The organism is Streptomyces sp., assembly GCF_031181555.1.
Taxonomy (GTDB): domain Bacteria; phylum Actinomycetota; class Actinomycetes; order Streptomycetales; family Streptomycetaceae; genus Streptomyces; species Streptomyces fimbriatus.
In genome coordinates this window covers 1-17991 of record NZ_JAPSKQ010000137.1, presented here as the reverse complement: position 1 = coordinate 17991, position 17991 = coordinate 1, and the positions used below count along the sequence as shown (strand labels likewise).

Below are 17991 nucleotides of genomic sequence, written 5' to 3'. Positions count from 1 at the left end.
GGTGCTCGCGTAGGCGGACGGGGGCGCGACGCCCGCCGTCGGGTCGGGGGCCTCGCCCTCGACCGGGGCCGTGGCGCCGCCGACGATGCGGATGCCGGCCGCGTCGAAGGCGCGCTTGATGCGCCAGCGCAGCTCGCGCTCCACGGTCAGGGACTTGCCGGGCATCGTCTTGCCCGAGACGCGCACCACCATCGAGTCCAGCAGCATCGAGTCCAGGCCGAGCACCTCGATCGGGCCCCACAGGAGCTCGTTCCAGGGCTCCTCCTTGCCCATCTTCTCGGCGACCTCGCTCAGTGTGTCCCGCACCTTGTCCAGGTCCTCGTCCGCGCGGACCGTGACGTCCACGTTGGCGGTCGCCCAGCCCTGGGAGAGGTTCCCTACGCGCTTGACCTCGCCGTTGCGGACGTACCAGATCTCGCCGCTGTCACCGCGCAGCTTGGTCACCCGCAGTCCGACCTCGATGACCTCGCCGGAGGCCACCCCGGCGTCGACCGTGTCGCCGACGCCGTACTGGTCCTCCAGGATCATGAAGACGCCGGAGAGGAAGTCCGTCACCAGGTTGCGCGCGCCGAAGCCGATCGCCACACCGGCGACACCGGCCGAGGCCAGCAGCGGGGCCAGGTTGATCTGGAAGGTGCCGAGGACCATCAGCGCGGCCGTGCCCAGGATCACGAAGGACGCCACCGAGCGCAGCACCGAGCCGATCGCCTGCGAGCGCTGGCGCCGCCGTTCGGCGTTGACCAGCAGTCCGCCGAGCGCGGTGCCGTCCACGGCCTGCCCGGTGCGGGACATGCGGTCGACGAGCTTGGTGATCGCCCGCCGGACCATCACCCTCAGCACCACCGCTATCACCACGATCAGCAGGACCCGGAGTCCGATCGCGAGCCATGTCGACCAGTTCTCCTCCACCCAGCCGGCGGCGTTGCCGGCGGTCTCCTGGGCGTCCTGGAGCGAGGGCACCCGTGGAGTCTCGGACTCCGAGGGAGCCGGCGACGGACCGGCGGCCGGTAGGACGGCGGACAAGGACACGGCAGGTACCTCCAGGTGCACGGTCTGCCCCCGGTGCGGCGGTCAGGGTCACGGAAAGGTCACCGGCGCGGGCAGAACCACCACACTAACGGGGCATTGTGGGGGGATCCGCGCGATGTGTGAAGAAGAGACAGTCCTCACCTGCGCTTGAACAGGCCATGATCCTGGGGAGGAATCGGGGTGTGGTCGAAAACACTCCCAGCCCGTTACCGGGACATGGTGGCGCGCCCACCAGGCATGAGGGGAGACTGACTACGAAATCGTCCCGGCGCGAGCCACGCGCCGCCGGCGTACAAGGAGGCCGTCCGTGCCGCATGCCCTGGTCCTCAACGCGTCGTACGAGCCGCTCGGCGTCGTACCGCTCCGCCGCGCGCTCGTGCTCGTCCTCGAGAACAAGGCAGTCTGCCTCGAGGAGTCCGGCGCCTATCTGCACAGCGCGACCGTCACCGTCCCCGCACCCAGCGTGGTCCGGCTCAAGCGTTTCGTGCGGGTTCCCTACCGGGGACCCGTTCCTCTGACCCGCCGGGCGCTGTTCGCCCGCGACGGGGGCCGGTGCATGTACTGCGGTGGCGTCGCAACCAGCGTCGACCACGTCGTTCCGCGCAGTCGCGGGGGCAAGCACGTCTGGGACAACGTGGTGGCCTCCTGCCGCCGCTGCAACCACGTGAAGGCCGACCGCCACCTGTTCGAACTCGGCTGGCGGCTGCGCCACAAACCCGCTCCGCCCACCGGCCTGGCCTGGCGCATCATCGGCACCGGCCACAGGGACCCGCGCTGGCTGCCCTACCTCCAGCCGTACGGCGCGGACGACGCCTTGGCCCGGATCGACGGCATCTCCGCCTGACGGTGATCCGGGTCTTCGCCTTGCCGGGCCCGGGGAGCCCCCCGCGCTCCCCGGGCCCGCCGGCGGGTCACGCGTACCGGAGCTCCGCGGGCCGTACCGAGCGGCGCAGCAGGGGCAGCGCGGTGGCCGCCGCCAGCAGGGACGCCGCGTACACGGCGACCGGCACCAGCAGCGCCGCCCACGGCATCGACCAGCCGCCGCCCTCGGTGAGCGAGGCATACCCCGTGCCGATCGCGGCACCGCCGAGGCCCGCGAGCAGCACGCCGGGTGCCAGCGGCAGCGCGGTCTCCAGCAGCAGGGCCCGGCCGAGCACCGCATGCGGCACCCCGGCGGCGGCCTGCGCCGCGAGCGTGCGGCGGCGGGTGGCCAGGGACTCGGCCGTGCCGACGGCCAGCCCGGCCAGGGTGATCGCGAGGCCGACGCCGATGGCCGCGGCGGTCAGATCGAGCCCGGTGGTGTAGAAGGACAGGTCCTCGGCCACCTGCTTGCCGGAGTGCAGCACCTCGAGCAGGGTCTGGCGGACGCCGACGAAGCCGGTGCCCACGACCGTCACCAGCAGCACGGCCGCGTGTGTGCGGGCCGCCGCCCACGGGTCGTCCCGCAGCCGTTCCGCCGCGATGAGGACCGCCGGGTTCCCGGTGCGGGCGGCCAGCAGCCGACCGGTCAGCCGGGACGTGGCACCCACCAGCCACAGCGCGGCCGCCCCGGCCAGGGCCAGGCCGGACACGACCAGCATCGGCCCGGTGGGAACGGTGCCGGGCCGGCGGTCCAGGCTCAGGTACGAGACGAACAGCGCGCCCAGGAACAGCGCCACCGCCCCGAAGAACATCAGCCCCGGCCGGGTCCGCGGCCGCGCCCGGCGCACCGTGCCGAGCGGCGAGGCCACCACCCGGCGCAGCGCCAGCACACCGGTCAGCGTGCCCGCCACGGGCACCCCCACCGCGACCACCGCGATTCCCGCCCAGGCCCACACCGACGGGTGGTCCCCCACGCGGACCATCAGCACGACGCAGGCCAGGGTGGCGACCGCCGAGCCGGCCAGGCAGGCCAGCCCGGTCTCGGCCGCCGCGATCCGCCGCACCTGCCAGGGCGTGGCGCCGGCCAGCCGCAGCCCGGCGAGCCGTCGGTCCCGGTGGACCGCGCCGAGACGGGCGCTCTGGCCGACGAAGCCGAGCACGGGGATCAGCAGGAGCAGCAGCGCGGCGACCACGCCCGCCCGCTCGCCGGGGTTGTCCAGCAGGCCGTCGGCGACGGGGATCGGGTGGTGCCCGCGCAGCGCCCCCAGGACGACCGCCCCCAGGGCCAGGGCGCTCGCGAGGAGCGCGCCGACGCCGGTGAGCGCGATCCGCCACCATTCGTGCCGGTCGGAGCCGCGCACCAGGTGCCAGGCCAGCCGCAGGTCCGCCGTCACCGGGTCACCTCCAGCGCCGCGTCCTCGGCCACCACGGTGCCGTCGTGCAGGGACGCCTCGCGGTCCGCGTAGGCCGCGGTCCGGGCGTCGTGCGTGATCAGCAGGACCGCCGTGCCCGACTCGCGGGCCGTGTGCGCGAGGGCCGTCATCACCTGCTCGCCCGCCAGGGAGTCCAGCGCTCCCGTCGGCTCGTCCGCGAACACCACCTTCGGGTCGGTCACCAGCGCCCGGGCGAGCGCGGTCCGCTGGGCCTGCCCGCCGCTCATCTCGCCGGGCCGCAGCTCCTCCTGGCCGCGCACCCCGAACCGCTCCAGCCACTCGCCGGCCCGCTCGTGCGCCCGGGACCTGGGCGTGCCGGCCAGCATCAGCGGGAGCGCCACGTTGTCCAGCGCCGTCAGTTCCGGGATGAGCTGGCCGAACTGGAAGACCACGCCGAAGTCCGTGCGGCGCAGCTCGCTCAGCCGCTTCTCCGGCAGCCGGTCGAGCCGCTGCCCGTCGTACGTCACGGAGCCCCGGTCCGGGCGGACGATGCCCGCCAGGCAGTGCAGCAGCGTCGACTTGCCGCTGCCGCTGGCGCCGGTGACCGCGAGGATCTCGCCGGCCCGCAGGTCGAGCGACGCGCCGCGCAGGGCGGATGTCCTGCCGTGGGTCTTGACCAGGTCACGGGCCGCGAGGAGCGGCTCTCCCGTGGCTGCGTTGTTCATGCTGCGTCGACCTCCGCGGTCAGGGTGGTGAGCCGGGCCGCCGTGGTGTCCATCCAGCGGAGGTCGGCGTCGAGGTGGTTGAGGGCGTAGTCCGCCGAGAGCACGGTCGCCAGGTCGGCGCCCTTCGCGGTCTTGACCGCGGTGAGTTCGCGCATCCGCTCCATGTGGGCGGCGCGCTGGGCCCGCAGGTAGGCGGCCGGGTCGCCGCCGCCGAGGATCGACACGACGACCTTGGCGAAGATCTCGTTCGTCACGAACGGCGCGGGCGGGGCGGTCTCCCCCGCCCAGCGGGACAGTTCGCGTGCCCCCTCGTCCGTGGTGCGGTACACCGTCCGCTCCGGACCGCCGTCCGAGTCGGTGCCCTCGACCTCGGCGAGACCGTCCCGGACCAGGCGCTGCAGGGTCGTGTAGACCTGCCCGTAGGCCAGCGGGCGGGCCTGCGGGAAGCGTGCGTCGTGGCGTCGCTTCAGGTCGTAGCCGTGGCTCGGCCCCGAGGCGAGCAGGCCCAGCAGGATGTGGCGGGTGCTCATGGCGATCATTATGCACTGAGTACATGTACTGAGTGAATAGTGGCTCGCGGAAAAGAACGCGAACTCCGGTGCCGGGGCGGACGGATCAGTCCGCGACCGCGTACGCCTCCACCGACCACAGGGAGTAGCCGTACCGCGTGGCCCGCTTCTCGCCCTGGACGCGGACGTGGCGCACGTCGGGTTCGTCCATGCGGACGGTCTCCCGGCCGCCGCGTCCGTCCCGCACGGTCGCCGCGGTGCGCCAGGTGCGGCCGTCCGCCGAGACCTCGACGCGGTACGCCGACGGATACGCGTCCTGCCAGTGCAGCGCGACCTTCCCGAGCCGCACCGGGCGCTCCAGCTCGACCTGCCACCAGGCGTCGTCCTCGACCGGGGACGACCAGCGGGTGGCCGGGTCGCCGTCGTTCGCCGCCGAGGCCGGGAAGTCGGGGGTCTCGTCGGCCGAGGAGCTCGCCCGGCCGGTGCGGGCCAGGTCGGGGCCGGCGGTGCGCGGGACGGCGTGCACGGTCAGCGTGCGGCTCACCCCGCCGAAGCCGAGCCGGACCTCGTACGACCGGGCCGGCGTGCCCGGTTCCACGGTCACCTCGACCGGTACCTCCAGCGGCGTGCCGCGCGGGACGGTCAGCGGGTCGCCGGGGACCTCGACCCGCAGGCCGTCGGGGGCCTCGACGGTCAGCCTGCCGCGCGCCTCGCCGGGGCGCAGCGAGCCGAGGGTGGCCGTCAGCCGCAGGGTGCCGCCGATGTCGGCGTCCGCGCGGTCGTCCGGCAGCTCCAGGGAGGCGGCGGGCGCGTCCGCGTACCAGGGGATCAGGTGCCGGACCCGGTCGGGGGCGGCACCGGTGACCCGGACGGCGTCGGCCGGCCCGTCGGCCCGCAGTTCGGTGGCGCCCGTGCCGGACAGCGCGCCGAGGCGGCGCCAGCCCCCGCCCGGTACGCGGATCTCCACCGCCCCGTGGGTGCCGGGCTCGGTGAGCACCGTCACGGCGTTCAGGGAGCGGGCCCGCGGCAGGCGCAGGGTGCGTTCGCCGTCGTCCGGGCCGCCGGAGCGCGCGGGCGGCTCGTGGTCGATGCCGGCCCAGCTCTCGTACGCCTTCTGCGCCCGGCTCAGGAACGGGTCCAGCACGCCCTCGCCGACCGTCACCCGCGCGGACCCCAGCCGCGTCCGCTGCTCGCCCAGCCTCCGGTACGCCGTCCAGGCGGCGCCCGCGTCCCCGGCGTGCTGGGCGCGCAGCATGTCCAGGGCCGTGAGGCCGGCGTCGCCGTAGCGGGCCAGCTGCCCGGTCCAGGGGGCGACCTCGACCGCGAGCGCGGTGCCGGACAGCCGCCGCGGCGTCTCGCGCAGCACCGTGAAGGCGGCCCGGAGGCGGCGGGCCGCCTCGGTCTCGTCCTCGCCGCGGGCGGTGGTCCGGGCCCGGGACCGCCAGAAGTCCTCCAGCAGCGGACGCAGGTACGCCGACTCCTCGCCGCCCAGGACCGAGGACGCGGCGTTCCCCGCGAGCGCGGTCAGGGCCTCGCGGCGCTCGGCGTCACCGCCCGCGAGGTCGGCGATCGCGGCCCGCCAGGACTCCCGGGGGCGGTAGTCGCGCGGGTTCCAGGCGAAGTCGGCGGCGGTGAACAGCGGGATGCGGGACGCCTCGGGCTGCTCCATCGCGTTGGAGAGCAGGGCGGCCGAGCCCGCGGCGACGGCCGGTTCGCGGCCCTGGTGGGGGCCGAGGAAGATCCGGCCGGGGGCGTAGTCGTTCACCGGGTAGTTGTCCATGGTCACCAGCGGGTGCCCGAACACCTCGCGCGCCTCGGCGAGTTCGCGGCCCGTGATGGTGCGCGGCACCACCCCGACCCCGGTCCACGCCACCTCGACGCCCGCGTCCAGCTCCTTCGCGAGGGCGCGCCGGTAGGCGGTCGAGCCGTCCTCGTAGTACTCGGTGGGCATCAAGGACAGGGCGGCCGAGCCCGGGTGGCGGTCCGCCAGGTGACGGGCCACCGCGTTCGCCACGTGCGCCTGGGCGCGGGCGGCGGCCCCGGGACCGGAGCCGAACCGGTCGGCGTCCGCCCCGCAGTGCCACTCGCTGTAGCTGACGTCCTGGAACTGGAGCTGGAAGGCGCGGAACCCCAGCGCCCACATCGCGTCGAGCTTGCGGGTCAGCGCGCGCAGATCGGCGTCCGAGGCGAAGCACATCGCCTGGCCCGGCGCCACCGCCCAGCCGAGCGTGACGTGGTTGCGCCGGGCCCGCTCGGCCAGCTCCCGGAACTCCGCGCGCCGCTCGGCCGGGTACGGCTCACGCCAGCGGGCCTGCCGGTGGAGGTCGTCGCCGGGCGCGTAGAGGTACCGGTTCTGCTTGGTGCGGCCCATGAAGTCCAGCTGGGCCAGCCGCTGCCGGTGCGTCCACGGGGTGCCGTAGAAGCCCTCGGTGACGCCGCGCACGGCGGTGCCCGGCCAGTCCCGGACGACCGCCGCGGTGAGGCGGCCGTCCGGGCGCAGGAGCTGGCGCAGCGTCTGCACGGCGTGGAACAGGCCGTCGCCGTCCGCCCCGGTGAGGGAGACGGCGCCCCGGCCGGTGGTGAGCGTGTAGCCGCCGGCGGGAAGAGCGCGCCGGGGGTCGCCCGTGGGGCGTTCCGCGCTCACGCGCACCACGAGCGCCCCCTCGGGCACCGGTGCGCCGGGGGCGAGGAACCGGCGTGCCCCGGCCTGCCGCAGCAGCGCGCGCAGCGCGTCGAGGGCGTACCCGTCGGCCGCCGCGTCCGCGTGCAGGACGACCTCGTCGGTCACCGCGACCGGGGCGCCGTTCGCGCGCAGGGAGTGCGGGCGCGGCCACACGGACAGGTCCGCCCCGGCCGTGTCGGGGACGGGCGCCGTGGTCGTCCCGGGCGCGGGCGGAGCCGCCACGGAGGCGGGCGCGGCGCCCAGGGTTCCGGCGACGACGACGAACGCGAGGGCGGCCGCCCTTCTCCCACGCCCCAGCTGCACTGACCCCTCCTCGTCACTCGGCCCCGGTCGCCCGGCGGGGCGCCCCCTCGGGCACCGGACCCCGTGGCCGACGGCCGTGTCCGATCCGTTACCGAGAAACCCAGAGCCCACCATTCCTGCGGTGAACGTGTCAATGAGAGTGGCCGTTGTGGCGCATTTGTCCCACTGTGGAGTGAGGGAGCGGGAAGAGACTGTGAGCAGGAGCACGTTGTGCGCGTTCGTGCGTCTGGCCTCGCGCCCGCTGGGTAGGGCTGCGAGATAACCCGCACGAACGACCCGCACCGCTACTCGCGTGATCCGCCGGGTAGTGCAAGCAGTGCTCGACGAGGAGGCCCCTGTGGCTGCACCGGCATACGTCCCGTCCCCGGCCCTGTCCAAACCCGCGGCGGAGCCGCCCGCCGAACCGTCCGCCGGGCCCGAAGGCCTCCACCTCTGCGTCTTCAGCGCCGAGGGCCCCTGCACCGAGGTCCCGCTCACCAGCGAACCCCCGCTGCCCGACGCCGAACCCCTCACCAGCGAACCCCCGCTCGCCGACGCCGCCCCCCTGACCAGCGAGTCCGACGCCGCCATGGACTCCTCGGGACTCGACTCCTTCCCGGCCCAGTACCGCCCGGAGCCCTAGGTGACCGCGCCCCGGCCGGCCGAGCCCCCTGCCGAGGACCTGTCCCGGCTCGCCGCCCTGCACGGCGTCGCCACCTCCTACCGCCCCTCCCCGGACCGCACGGTCGCGGCCTCGGCCACCGCCGTCACGCGCGCGCTGGCCGCCCTCGGCGTGGACGCGGGCACCCCCGCGGCCGTCCGCGCCGCGCTCGCCGCCGGGGAACGGGAACGGGACGCGCGGCTGCTGCCGCCCACCGTGGTCGGCTGGGGCGCGGACACCCCGGCCGCGCTCGCCGCGCTCCCCGAGGGCACCCGGCTGCGCGTGCGCACCGAACAGGGCGAGACCCGCGCGCGGGCCGAGCACCTCCCGCCCGGGGTGCACGAGGTGACCGCCACCGCCCCCGACGGCCGCACCGCGCACGCCCACCTGATCGTCGCCCCGCCCCGGCTGCCCGCGCCCCCGGGGCGCTCCCACGGGCTCCTGGTCCAGCTCTACTCCCTCCTCTCCCGCCGTTCCTGGGGCATGGGCGACCTCGGTGACCTCGGCGAACTCGCCGGCTGGGCGGGCCGCGTCCTCGGCGCCGGATTCGTCCAGGTCAACCCCCTGCACGCGGCCGTCCCCGGCACCCCGACCGACCCCTCCCCGTACCGCCCCTCCTCGCGCCGCTTCCCCGACCCGGTCCACCTGCGGATCGAGGACGTCCCCGAGTTCGCGTACGTCGGGGACCGCGACCGCGTGCTCGCCCTGCTGGAGCGGGCCGGGCGGCTGCGCGAGGCGGTGCTGGAGCGGGGCGCGCTGATCGACCGGGACGCCGTGTGGGAGCTCAAGCGCGAGGCGCTGGAACTGGTGCACGCGGTCCCGCTCGGACCCGGCCGGCACGCCGCCTACGCCGACTTCCTCGCCGAGCAGGGCCGGGCCCTGGAGGACCACGCCACCTGGTGCGCGCTCGCCGAGGTCCACGGCGCCGACTGGCGCCGGTGGCCCGCCGCGCTGCGCGACCCCCGTTCCCCCGGGACCGCCCGCGCCCGGCGCGAGCTGGCGGACCGCGTCGATTTCCACTCCCGCCTCGCCTGGCTCACCGACGCCCAGCTCACCGCCGCCCAGCGCACCGCGCGCGAGGCCGGGATGCCGGTCGGGATCGTGCACGACCTCGCCGTCGGCGTGCACCCCGTCGGCGCCGACGCCTGGGCGCAGCAGGAGTACTTCGCGTCCGGCATGTCCGTCGGCGCGCCCCCGGACGCCTTCAACGCGCGCGGCCAGGACTGGGGTCTGCCGCCCTGGCGCCCGGACCGGCTCGCCGACTCCGGCTACGCGCCCTTCCGCGCCCTGCTCCAAGCCCTCTTCCGGTACGCGGGCGCCCTGCGCATCGACCACGTCATGGGCCTGTTCCGGCTCTGGTGGGTGCCCGAGGGCCACCCGCCCACCGAGGGCACCTACGTCCGCTACGACGCCGAGGCCATGCTCGCCGCTCTCGTCCTGGAGGCGTCCCGGGCCGGGGCGGTGGTGATCGGCGAGGACCTGGGCACGGTCGAGCCCGGGGTGCGCGAGGCGCTGCGCGAACGCGGGGTGTACGGCACCTCGGTGCTCTGGTTCGAACGGGACTGGGAGGGCGACGGCCGCCCGCTGCCGCCGGAGCGCTGGCGCGCCGACTGCCTGGCCACCGCCACCACCCACGACCTGCCGCCCACCGCCGCCCGCCTCACCGGCGAACACGTCGACCTCCGCGACGGTCTCGGGCTGCTCACCCGCCCCCTGGCCGAGGAACGCGCCGAGGCCGCCGCCGACACGGCGGAGTGGCTGGACCTGCTCGCCCGGCTCGGGCTGCTGCAAGACGGCACCGGCACCTCCTCGGCCGGCGGCACCGGCACCTCCTCGGAGGAGGCCGGGATCCAGGCCGTGCACCGCTATCTGCTGCGCACCCCGGCCCGCCTGGTCGGCGTCTGGCTCCCCGACGGCGTGGGCGACCGGCGCCCGCAGAACCTCCCCGGCACCTGGGACCAGTACCCGAACTGGCGCCTGCCGATCGCCGACGCGCAGGGCCGCCCGGTGACGCTGGAGGACCTGGCGGCGTCCCCGCGACTGCGGGCACTGATCGACGTGCTGCGGACGGACACCGGCCGTGAGGGCGGCCCGCACGGCCGGTGAGGGCGGCCCGCGCGGGCCCGCCGTGCGGGCGCGACGGCACGAGCACGCGAAGGCCCTCGTGCGGCGCGTACGGCACGTACGGCACCCCGGACGCGCACTCCCCACCGGCGTTCGCTACCTTGTGCAGCGTGGACAAGAAGAACGCCCTGCGCGCCGGCGCCCTGGCAGCCGGTACGACGCTGATGATGCTGCTCATGTCGTCCCCCGCGCTCGCGCTCACCCGCGACGACGGCGACGACCCCGGCACGGGCCTGAGCGTCATCGAGACGCTGGGCCTCTACGTCGTGGCCCCGATCGCGCTGTTCGTGATCATCGCCGGTCTGGTGATGGTCGGCGACAAGTCGCACAAGAAGAAGGACCCGACCAGCTCCAACATCCGGACCAAGGCCGACGCCAGGGCCTGATCCAGGGCTTCCGCGAGCCCCGCGCACCTTCCCGAGGGCGCCGCCCCCGCCGCCGTACGCACGCACACGTGCCGCACGACGACGGGGACGGCGCCCTCGGCGCTGTCCGGCACCCGCGCAGCCCGGGAAGGCGCCGCGGGTCAGCCCGGACGGCCCGGACGGCCCGGACGGTCCGGAGGGCCCGGGTGCGGCGCCGTCAGGTACCGCTGCAGCGTCGGCCCCAGCCACGCCACGATCTCCTCCCGGGCCAGCTCGGCCGCCGGGGGGAAGCACAGGACGTACCGGGTGAGCGCCAGCCCCAGCAACTGCGAGGAGACGAGTGCGGCGCGTGCCGGGACCTGCTCGGGGTCGGGGCAGACCTGCCGGGCGACCGGGAGGACCTGGTCCCGGAAGATGTCCTGCGTGCGCTCGGCCCCGGCCCGGCTGGTGGCGGCGACCCGGAGCAGGGCGGTGAGGACCTCGTTCTCCTCCCACATCGCCAGGAAGTGCCGCGCCAGCGCCTGCCCGACCTCGTGCCGGGGCAGCGCGCTCAGGTCGGGCAGTTCGAGGTCGATGGCGACGGCCGCCGCGAACAGGCCCTCCTTGGTGCCGTAGTAGCGCATCACCATCGACGGGTCGATCTTCGCGTCCCGGGCGATGGCGCGGATGGTCGCCCGCTCGTAGCCGTCGGAGGCGAACCGCTCGCGTGCGGCGTGCAGGATGGCGGCGCGGGTGGAGTCCGAGCGCCGGGCGGCCGCCCGGGTGCGCGGTGGGGCCGGGGCGGGGACGGGGGCTGACGCACCGCTGTCGCCGTTGCCGTTGCTGTTGCCGTCGCCGCTGCCGCTGCGGCTTTCCCTGTCGGTGTCGCTGTCGCTGGCGTGCATGCCCGCAACCGTAGGCCAACACCCGTAGGCCAACAACTGTTGACTGCCTGCCGGGGCGGTCCTACGGTGGTCTACGAGCGTTGGTCAACGTGTGTTGGCAAACGGACGTTGGCAAACAGGCGCCGACACACGCGCCGGCAGCCCGCACGTCGCCCTCCAGGGAGGCTCCCGATGAACGACAACCGTGACCACGGCAACAACCGCGACAACCGCACCGTGCTCGTCGTCGGCTCCGGCCCCACCGGGCTCCTGCTGGCCGGTGACCTGGCCACCGCCGGCGTCCCCGTCACCGTCGTCGAGAAGCGCCCGTCCGGAATCAGCAACCTCTCCCGCGCCTTCGTCCTGCACGCCCGCACCCTCGAACAGCTCGACGCCCGGGGCCTCGCCGACGAGCTGGAGGCGGTCGGCCGCCCGCTGGACCGGCTGCGCCTCTTCGGCCGGCTCGCCCTCGACCTCGGCACGCTCCCCTCCCGCTTCCGCCACCTCCTCGTCATCCCGCAGTACGAGGTCGAGAAGGCCCTGCTGCGGCGGGCCCGCGAGGCCGGCGTCGACCTCCGGTACGAGACCGAGGTGACCGCCCTGGGCCAGGACGCCGACGGCGTGACCGTCGACGTCACCGGGCCCGGTGGGAAGCGCGAGCGGCTGCGGGCCGCGTACGTCGTCGGGGCCGACGGGATGCGCAGCACCGTGCGGACCGCGGTCGGGCTGCCGTTCCCCGGGCGCTCGGTGATCCGGTCGGTCCTCCTGGCGGACGTGCGGCTCGCCGAGCAGCCCGGGACGCTGCTCACCGTGAACACCGTCGGCGACGCCTTCGCCTTCCTCGCCTCCTTCGGCGACGGCTACCACCGCGTCGTCGCCTGGCGACGGGGGCGGAATCCCTCCGACGACACACCCGTCGGCCTCGACGAGATCAGGGAGATCACCCGGCTCGCCCTCGGCCGGGACTACGGCATGCACGACGCCCGCTGGGTGTCCCGCTTCCACAGCGACGAACGCCAGGCGCCCGCCTATCGCGTGGGCCGCGTCTTCCTCGCCGGGGACGCCGCGCACGTCCACACCCCGGCCGGCGGGCAGGGCATGAACACCGGCCTGCAGGACGCGGCCAACCTGAGCTGGAAGCTCGCCCAGGTGCTGGGCGGACACGCCCCCGAGTCACTGCTCGACACCTACCAGGCCGAACGGCACCCCGTCGGCAGGGCGGTGCTGCGCAGCAGCGGCGGAATAGTCCGGCTCGCCATGGCCCGGCGCCCCTGGACGCTGGCGCTGCGCGCGGCCCTGACGACGGTGCTCGACCATGTCGGCCCGGCCCGCCGCAGGGCGGTCGGCCGGATCACCGGGATCGGCGTGCGGTACCCCGCGCCCTTCGGCGCCCACCGGGCGACCGGCGCCCGCGTCCCCGACGTCGCGCTCGCCGGCGGACGCCGCCTGCACCAGGCGCTGCGCGGCGGCCGGTTCGTGCTGATCACCCCGGAGCCGTACGACGACGGGGGCGCGCACGGGGAACGGCTGGCGGTGGAGCGCTGGGCCGGGGACCGGCGGACGAGCGTGCTGGTGCGGCCCGACGGGTACGTGGCGTGGGCGTCGGACTCCGCCGGTCCGGCCGGGATCGGGGCCGCGCTCGCCGCTCACGTCGGCTGAAAAGGCGGCCCCGGCTGCAGGAGCGGCCCCTACCGCTCGGTCGCGAGCAGCAATTCCCGCAGCAGGTCGGCCAGTTGCTCCGCCCGTTCCCCGTCCAGGGCGGACAGTGCCTCCGTCTGGAGGGCGAGGCCCGCGCCGACCGCCTCGTCGGCCAGGCGCAGTCCCCGCTCGGTGAGCGTGACCTGGAGTCCCCGGCGGTCGTGCGGGTCGGGGGAGCGGCGCAGCAGCCCCGCCCGCTCCAGTTTGTCGAGGCGGCCCGTCATCCCGCCGGTGGTGAGCATCAGCGTGGCCGAGAGCTGGCGCGGTGAGAGGGTGTAGGGCTCGCCGGAGCGGCGCAGGGTCGCGAGGACGTCGAACTCCCCGCGCGAGATCCCGTACGCGGCGTACGCCTTGTCCATCCGGTCGCCCATGGCGCGCGAGAGCCGGTGGATGCGGCCGAAGACCTCCATGGCGGCCGTGTCGAGGTCCGGCCGGACCGCCGCCCACTGCTCGACGATCGCGTCGACGGGGTCCCTGCGCTGCTCGGGGCGTGCACTCATGCGCAGGAGTATCCGCGCACCGAGGGTCGTTCGCAAGAAAGTAGCTTGGCGGAAAGTTGCTTAGTGCTAAGCTACTTGCCACCAGTCCATTTCCGACCCGCCGGGAAGAGGTGCGTCCCCATGGCCGCGAACCGCGCCGCCCTGATCGCGCTCACCGCCCTCGCACCCGTCTCCTGGGGCACCACCTACGCCGTCACCACCGAGTTCCTGCCGGCCGACCGCCCCCTGTTCACCGGCCTGATGCGTGCCCTGCCCGCCGGACTGCTGCTGCTCGCGCTCGCCCGGGTGCTGCCGCGCGGCGCCTGGTGGGGCAAGGCGGCGGTGCTCGGCGCGCTCAACATCGGCGCCTTCTTCCCGCTGCTGTTCCTCTCCGCGTACCGGATGCCCGGCGGCATGGCCGCGGTCGTCGGCTCGGTCGGGCCGCTGTTCGTGGTCGGCCTCTCGGCACTGCTGCTGGGACAGCGGCCGACCGCGCGCACCCTCCTCACCGGGACCGCGGCCGCCTTCGGGGTCGGCCTCGTCGTCCTGAAGGCGGCCGGGGCGCTGGACGCGCTCGGCGTGCTCGCCGCGCTCGCCTCCACCGCCTCCATGTCCACCGGCACCGTGCTCACCCAGCGGTGGGGCCGGCCCGAGGGGGTCGGCCCGCTCGCCCTGACCGGCTGGCAGCTCACCGCGGGCGGACTGCTCATCGCGCCGCTCGCCTTCCTGGTCGAGGGCGCGCCGCCCGCGCTGGACGGCCCGGCGATCGGCGGTCACCTCTACCTCGCCCTGGCGAACACGGCGGTCGCGTACTGGCTCTGGTTCCGCGGCATCGGCCGGCTCACCGCCACGCAGGTCACCTTCCTCGGCCCGCTGTCCCCGCTCACCGCGGCCGTCGTCGGCTGGGCGGCGCTCGGCGAGGCGCTGACACCGGTGCAACTGGCCGGCATGGCACTGGCGTTCGGGGCGACGGTGGCCGGGCAGATCGCTCCGCGCGCCCGCACGACCCCCGTGCCGCCCGCGTCCTCCCCTGCCGCACCATTCAGTTCCACTGAAGAGAACGGTCGAAAAGATTCGATGGACCTGACGGCTCCGGCGCTGCGACGGTAGGCCCACCGGGACCGCCGACCAGCGAAGGGACCTCCGTGGCCGTAGCCGACCGCCGAACCAGCACTCCCGCACCGGAGTCACCGGCCGTACCGGCACCGGGGGAGCCCCGAGGGCGACGGCACGCCGTAGCCCTCGGACTCGCCCTCGCCGCCCTCGCCACCGTCGTCTGGTCCGGCAGCTTCGTCACCTCCCGCGCGCTCGGCGACAGCGTGCCGCCCGTCCAGCACGCCTTCTGGCGCTGGGTGGTGGCGCTCGCGGCCGTCGCCCCCTTCGGCGCCCGGCAGGCCTGGCGGCAGCGCGCGCTGATCCGCCGCCACCTCCGCTTCGTCCTCCTCGCCTCCCTGCTCGGCGTGACCGTCTACAACACCCTCGTCAACCAGGCCGGGGTCACCACCCCCGCCGCCACCATGGGCATGATCATGGCGGCCTCGCCGGTGGTGATGGCGCTGTGCGAACGGGCGGGCGGCGTACGGCTCGGCGCCCGCCGGATCGCCGGGCTGCTGACCGCGTGCACCGGCGTGCTGCTGCTGATCGGCTGGGCCGGCGGGGGAGCGGGCGGCGCCTCCTCCGGCGCCGGAAGCCCTCTCGGCGGCGGCCCGTTCGGCGCCGGCGCCCTGTGGATGATCGCCGCCGCCTGCTGCTTCGGCGGCTACAGCGCCCTGCTGCGCCGCAGGCCCGCCGGTCTCGACGGCGCCGCGTTCCTGTTCACCACGTTCCTGTTCGGCACCGTCCTGCTGCTGCCCGCCCAAGGGGTCAGCCTCGCCGTCCAGGGCGGCTTCGCCCTGACGCCCGGCACCGTCCTGCCCCTGCTGTACGTCGGCGTCGCCTCCTCCGCGGTCGCCTTCTTCGCCTGGAACAAGGCCGTCTCCCTGATCGGCCCGACCCGGGCCGGCATCGTCTACTACCTCCAGCCCGTGTGCGTGGCCCTGCTGTCCTGGGCGCTGCTGTCCGAGCCGACCGGCTGGGCGCAGGCCGGCTGCATGGCGCTGATCCTGGGCGGGGTCATGCTCGGCGCGGGGGCGCGCCGGTGAGGAGCGCGGCCGGGCGGATAGGTTGCCGCCATGGCCGAGTGGGACATCCGGAAGCTTCAGATCCTGCGGACGCTGCGGGAACGGGGGACGGTCACCGCGACGGCCGAGGCGCTGCGGATGACCCCGTCGGCGGTCTCCCAGCAGCTGACGAACCTCTCCCGGCAGCTCGGGGTGCCGCTGCTGGAGGCCCACGGACGCCGGGTGCGGCTCACGGACGCGGCCCGTCTGGTGCTGCGGCACGCCGAGGCCGTGTTCGAACAACTGGAGCGGGCGGACGCCGAGTTGGCGGCCTACGCGCACGGGGAGGCCGGTGAGGTGCGGGTCGGCGCCTTCTCCACCGCCGTGCCCGCCCTCGTCGTACCGGCGGTGACCGCGCTGCGCGCCACGCACCCCGGGGTCACGGTGCGGGTGCGGGAGACCGAGGCGCAGCAGGCGTACGAGCTGCTGGCGACCGGGGAGACGGACCTCGCCCTGTCCCTCGCGGCCCAGGCCCCCACCGCGACCGACCCGCGCTTCACGCTGGTCCACCTGCTCGCCGACCCGCTGGACGTCGCCCTGCCCCGCGACCACCCGCTGGCCGGCGCGGCCGGACTGCGGCTGGCCGACCTCGCGTCCGAACCGTGGATCTTCGGCGGCAGCGGCCCCTGGTCCGACATCACGCGAGGCGCCTGCGAGGCGGCCGGGTTCCGCCCGCACCAGGGGCACGCGGCGGCCGGCTGGACGGCGATCCTGGCGATGGTCGAGGCGGGCATGGGCGTCGCGCTCGTCCCCCGCATGGCGGCGGAGCGCCGGGAGGGCGTGGTGATGCGGGAGCCGGCCGAGGACCGCCCGGTCCGCCACGTCGTCGCGGCCGTGCGCAGGGGCGCGGAGGAGGGCACGGCGGTGGCGAACGTCCTGGCGGCCCTGCGCACGGCCGCGACGGTCACCGGATCCTAGACGGCAGGGCGGGCGACCACGTCGATGTTGAAGACGTGGGTGCCCAGGCCGCCCGCGATGCCCATGAAGAGGAAGGCGAAGTGCTCCTGGCCCCGGGCGGTGGTGATGCCGCCGATGTCCAGCTGGGACGACGGGGGCCAGCCGAGGTCGGTGAGCAGCCGCCCGGTGGTCCGTTTGGCCTCGGCGTCGTCGCCGGAGAGGAAGACGGTGCTCGGCCCGTCGAGATCGTTCGGGGCGACCATCACGGTGGAGTCCATGGTGCACAGCGTCTTGACGACGGGCGTCAGGGGGAAGGCCTCCTGGATCTGCTCGCCCAGGCTGCTGTTGGGGTGGGAGAGCCGGGTGTAGTCGTCGGAGAGTCCGACCCCGACGTCGATCAGCAGGGTGCCGGCCAGCGCCGGTGCCCCGATGGAGCGCAGCAGTTCCAGGGAGACGGTGCCCGGGGTCGCGTTGACGAGTACCTCCGCGTGGGCGGCCGTGTCGTCCAGGCCCGCCACGGGGAGCCCGAGGTCCGTCCGCTCCTCGGGCCGGCGCGAACCGAGGAGGACGTCGTGTCCCGCGCCCTTCCAGCCGTGGGCCAGTGCTCGGGCGACGTTTCCGGTGCCAAGTAGTCCGATACGCATGCCGCGAGGCTAGTCCCGGCCCGGGGCCCGGCGGATCGGACCGTGGACTCGCGCGGACCGGCACCAAAGACGTAGTACCGAGGCCGGTGAGGGCGAGCCGGGGGAGGCGTTCAGGTGGCCGGTGTGCACACGTGGCCGTGGGGCCGCCCGCCGAGGCGGGCCGCGGAAGCACGGCACTGACGAGGAAGCGGGTGGCCCCACGGCCACGCCGCCAGCGTCCTAAGCGGCACCCAGCTCGCACCACACGTACTTGCCCCGGTTGCCCTCCCTCGTCAGGGGCTGCCAGCCCCACATGTCGGCGCAGGCCCGCACCAGGGCCAGGCCCCGGCCGTCCTCCCGTTCCCACTCCGGGGCGAAGGGCTGCGGCGGCTCGGGCGGTGACGGGTCCGCGTCCCATGCCCCGATCCGCAGGACCCCCGACCCCGACCAGAGCACCCGCAGGGCCGCCGGACCCTTGGTGTGCCGTACGGCGTTGGAGACCAGCTCCGCCGCCAGCAGCTCCGCGACGTCGACCAGACGGATCAGGCCGTGCACCGTGAGGATCAGGCGCAGGGTGCGGCGGCAGACGGTGACGGCTCTGGGGTCGTTCGGGATGCACAGGGAGTACTCCCACGGTTCGGTTTCGGGCATGAGAACTCC

The 17991-nt window shown here is 75.2% G+C and carries 17 protein-coding genes; 8 read left to right on the top strand and 9 right to left on the bottom strand.

Annotation, left to right across the window (positions count from 1 at the left end):
* Positions 1 to 1029, bottom strand: a 1029-nt coding sequence (locus RIM90_RS23700; protein WP_309062777.1) for a mechanosensitive ion channel family protein, incomplete at its 3' end; no start/stop codon positions are given.
* Between the two features lie 307 nt (positions 1030 to 1336).
* Between RIM90_RS23700 and RIM90_RS23695 the strand changes: the two genes are divergently transcribed.
* Positions 1337 to 1873, top strand: coding sequence for an HNH endonuclease (locus RIM90_RS23695; RefSeq protein ID WP_309062776.1), 537 nt, complete (start codon positions 1337 to 1339; stop codon positions 1871 to 1873).
* Between the two features lie 67 nt (positions 1874 to 1940).
* Here the strand turns inward: RIM90_RS23695 and RIM90_RS23690 are convergent, their stop codons facing one another.
* The 4 genes from RIM90_RS23690 to RIM90_RS23675 form a co-directional block, all read right to left on the bottom strand.
* Entirely contained in the window at positions 1941 to 3284 is a 1344-nt protein-coding gene (locus tag RIM90_RS23690) for an FtsX-like permease family protein (protein ID WP_309062775.1), read from the bottom strand.
* A complete protein-coding gene (locus RIM90_RS23685) occupies positions 3281 to 3988 on the bottom strand; it encodes an ABC transporter ATP-binding protein (protein WP_309062774.1) in 708 nt (235 codons plus the stop codon). The genes RIM90_RS23690 and RIM90_RS23685 overlap by 4 nt, the downstream gene beginning before the upstream one ends.
* The gene (locus RIM90_RS23680) at positions 3985 to 4518 is read right to left on the bottom strand and encodes a PadR family transcriptional regulator (protein ID WP_309062773.1); all 534 of its coding nucleotides are present in this window, start codon (positions 4516 to 4518) and stop codon (positions 3985 to 3987) included. Before RIM90_RS23680 ends, RIM90_RS23685 begins: the two co-directional genes overlap by 4 nt.
* Before the next feature lie 85 nt (positions 4519 to 4603).
* Complete coding sequence (locus RIM90_RS23675) at positions 4604 to 7483, bottom strand: beta-N-acetylglucosaminidase domain-containing protein (protein WP_309062772.1); 2880 nt, start codon at positions 7481 to 7483, stop codon at positions 4604 to 4606.
* 337 nt (positions 7484 to 7820) lie between these two features.
* On the opposite strand from RIM90_RS23675, the gene RIM90_RS23670 reads away from it, so the two are divergent.
* The 3 genes from RIM90_RS23670 (at position 7821) to RIM90_RS23660 (ending at position 10633) form a co-directional block, all read left to right on the top strand.
* Complete coding sequence (locus tag RIM90_RS23670) at positions 7821 to 8105, top strand: hypothetical protein (protein WP_309062771.1); 285 nt, start codon at positions 7821 to 7823, stop codon at positions 8103 to 8105.
* Positions 8106 to 10229 (top strand): 4-alpha-glucanotransferase, encoded by a 2124-nt coding sequence (gene malQ, locus RIM90_RS23665; RefSeq protein ID WP_309062770.1) that lies wholly within the window; start codon positions 8106 to 8108, stop codon positions 10227 to 10229.
* Between the two features lie 128 nt (positions 10230 to 10357).
* Positions 10358 to 10633, top strand: a complete 276-nt coding sequence (locus RIM90_RS23660; protein WP_309062769.1) for a hypothetical protein — start codon at positions 10358 to 10360, stop codon at positions 10631 to 10633.
* 140 nt (positions 10634 to 10773) lie between these two features.
* Here RIM90_RS23660 and RIM90_RS23655 read toward each other — a convergent pair whose 3' ends face one another.
* Complete coding sequence (locus tag RIM90_RS23655; protein ID WP_309062768.1) at positions 10774 to 11496, bottom strand: TetR family transcriptional regulator; 723 nt, start codon at positions 11494 to 11496, stop codon at positions 10774 to 10776.
* A gap of 171 nt (positions 11497 to 11667) precedes the next feature.
* Between RIM90_RS23655 and RIM90_RS23650 the strand changes: the two genes are divergently transcribed.
* Entirely contained in the window at positions 11668 to 13134 is a 1467-nt protein-coding gene (locus tag RIM90_RS23650) for an FAD-dependent monooxygenase (protein WP_309062767.1), read from the top strand.
* A 29-nt stretch (positions 13135 to 13163) separates the two neighbouring features.
* Here the strand turns inward: RIM90_RS23650 and RIM90_RS23645 are convergent, their stop codons facing one another.
* Positions 13164 to 13673, bottom strand: a complete 510-nt coding sequence (locus tag RIM90_RS23645) for a MarR family transcriptional regulator (protein ID WP_309062766.1) — start codon at positions 13671 to 13673, stop codon at positions 13164 to 13166.
* A 120-nt stretch (positions 13674 to 13793) separates the two neighbouring features.
* Between RIM90_RS23645 and RIM90_RS23640 the strand changes: the two genes are divergently transcribed.
* From RIM90_RS23640 to RIM90_RS23630, 3 genes are read left to right on the top strand one after another with little or no spacing between them, the layout of a single operon-like run.
* Positions 13794 to 14762: an EamA family transporter gene (locus RIM90_RS23640; protein ID WP_309062765.1), complete on the top strand. Its 969-nt coding sequence runs from the start codon at positions 13794 to 13796 to the stop codon at positions 14760 to 14762.
* Between the two features lie 35 nt (positions 14763 to 14797).
* Positions 14798 to 15793, top strand: coding sequence for a DMT family transporter (locus RIM90_RS23635; RefSeq protein WP_309062764.1), 996 nt, complete (start codon positions 14798 to 14800; stop codon positions 15791 to 15793).
* Between the two features lie 30 nt (positions 15794 to 15823).
* Positions 15824 to 16729, top strand: coding sequence for a LysR family transcriptional regulator (locus RIM90_RS23630; RefSeq protein WP_309062763.1), 906 nt, complete (start codon positions 15824 to 15826; stop codon positions 16727 to 16729).
* Here the strand turns inward: RIM90_RS23630 and RIM90_RS23625 are convergent.
* Both RIM90_RS23625 and RIM90_RS23620 read right to left on the bottom strand, forming a co-directional pair.
* A complete protein-coding gene (locus RIM90_RS23625) occupies positions 16726 to 17352 on the bottom strand; it encodes an NAD(P)-binding domain-containing protein (RefSeq protein WP_309062762.1) in 627 nt (208 codons plus the stop codon). The two genes, RIM90_RS23630 and RIM90_RS23625, sit on opposite strands and share 4 nt — an antisense overlap.
* Positions 17353 to 17571: 219 nt before the next feature.
* Positions 17572 to 17982, bottom strand: a complete 411-nt coding sequence (locus RIM90_RS23620) for an ATP-binding protein (protein ID WP_309062778.1) — start codon at positions 17980 to 17982, stop codon at positions 17572 to 17574.
* Positions 17983 to 17991: the final 9 nt, after the last annotated feature.

Excerpts from the sequence above, each read along its gene's own strand:
- RIM90_RS23685 (WP_309062774.1), bottom strand. The coding sequence starts at position 3,988 with ATGAACAACGCAGCCACGGGAGAGCCGCTCCTCGCGGCCCGTGACCTG.
- RIM90_RS23680 (WP_309062773.1), bottom strand. The coding sequence starts at position 4,518 with ATGAGCACCCGCCACATCCTGCTGGGCCTGCTCGCCTCGGGGCCGAGC.
- RIM90_RS23655 (WP_309062768.1), bottom strand. The coding sequence starts at position 11,496 with ATGCACGCCAGCGACAGCGACACCGACAGGGAAAGCCGCAGCGGCAGC.
- RIM90_RS23650 (WP_309062767.1), top strand. The coding sequence starts at position 11,668 with ATGAACGACAACCGTGACCACGGCAACAACCGCGACAACCGCACCGTG.
- RIM90_RS23645 (WP_309062766.1), bottom strand. The coding sequence starts at position 13,673 with ATGAGTGCACGCCCCGAGCAGCGCAGGGACCCCGTCGACGCGATCGTC.
- RIM90_RS23640 (WP_309062765.1), top strand. The coding sequence starts at position 13,794 with ATGGCCGCGAACCGCGCCGCCCTGATCGCGCTCACCGCCCTCGCACCC.
- RIM90_RS23630 (WP_309062763.1), top strand. The coding sequence starts at position 15,824 with ATGGCCGAGTGGGACATCCGGAAGCTTCAGATCCTGCGGACGCTGCGG.
- RIM90_RS23625 (WP_309062762.1), bottom strand. The coding sequence starts at position 17,352 with ATGCGTATCGGACTACTTGGCACCGGAAACGTCGCCCGAGCACTGGCC.
- RIM90_RS23620 (WP_309062778.1), bottom strand. The coding sequence starts at position 17,982 with ATGCCCGAAACCGAACCGTGGGAGTACTCCCTGTGCATCCCGAACGAC.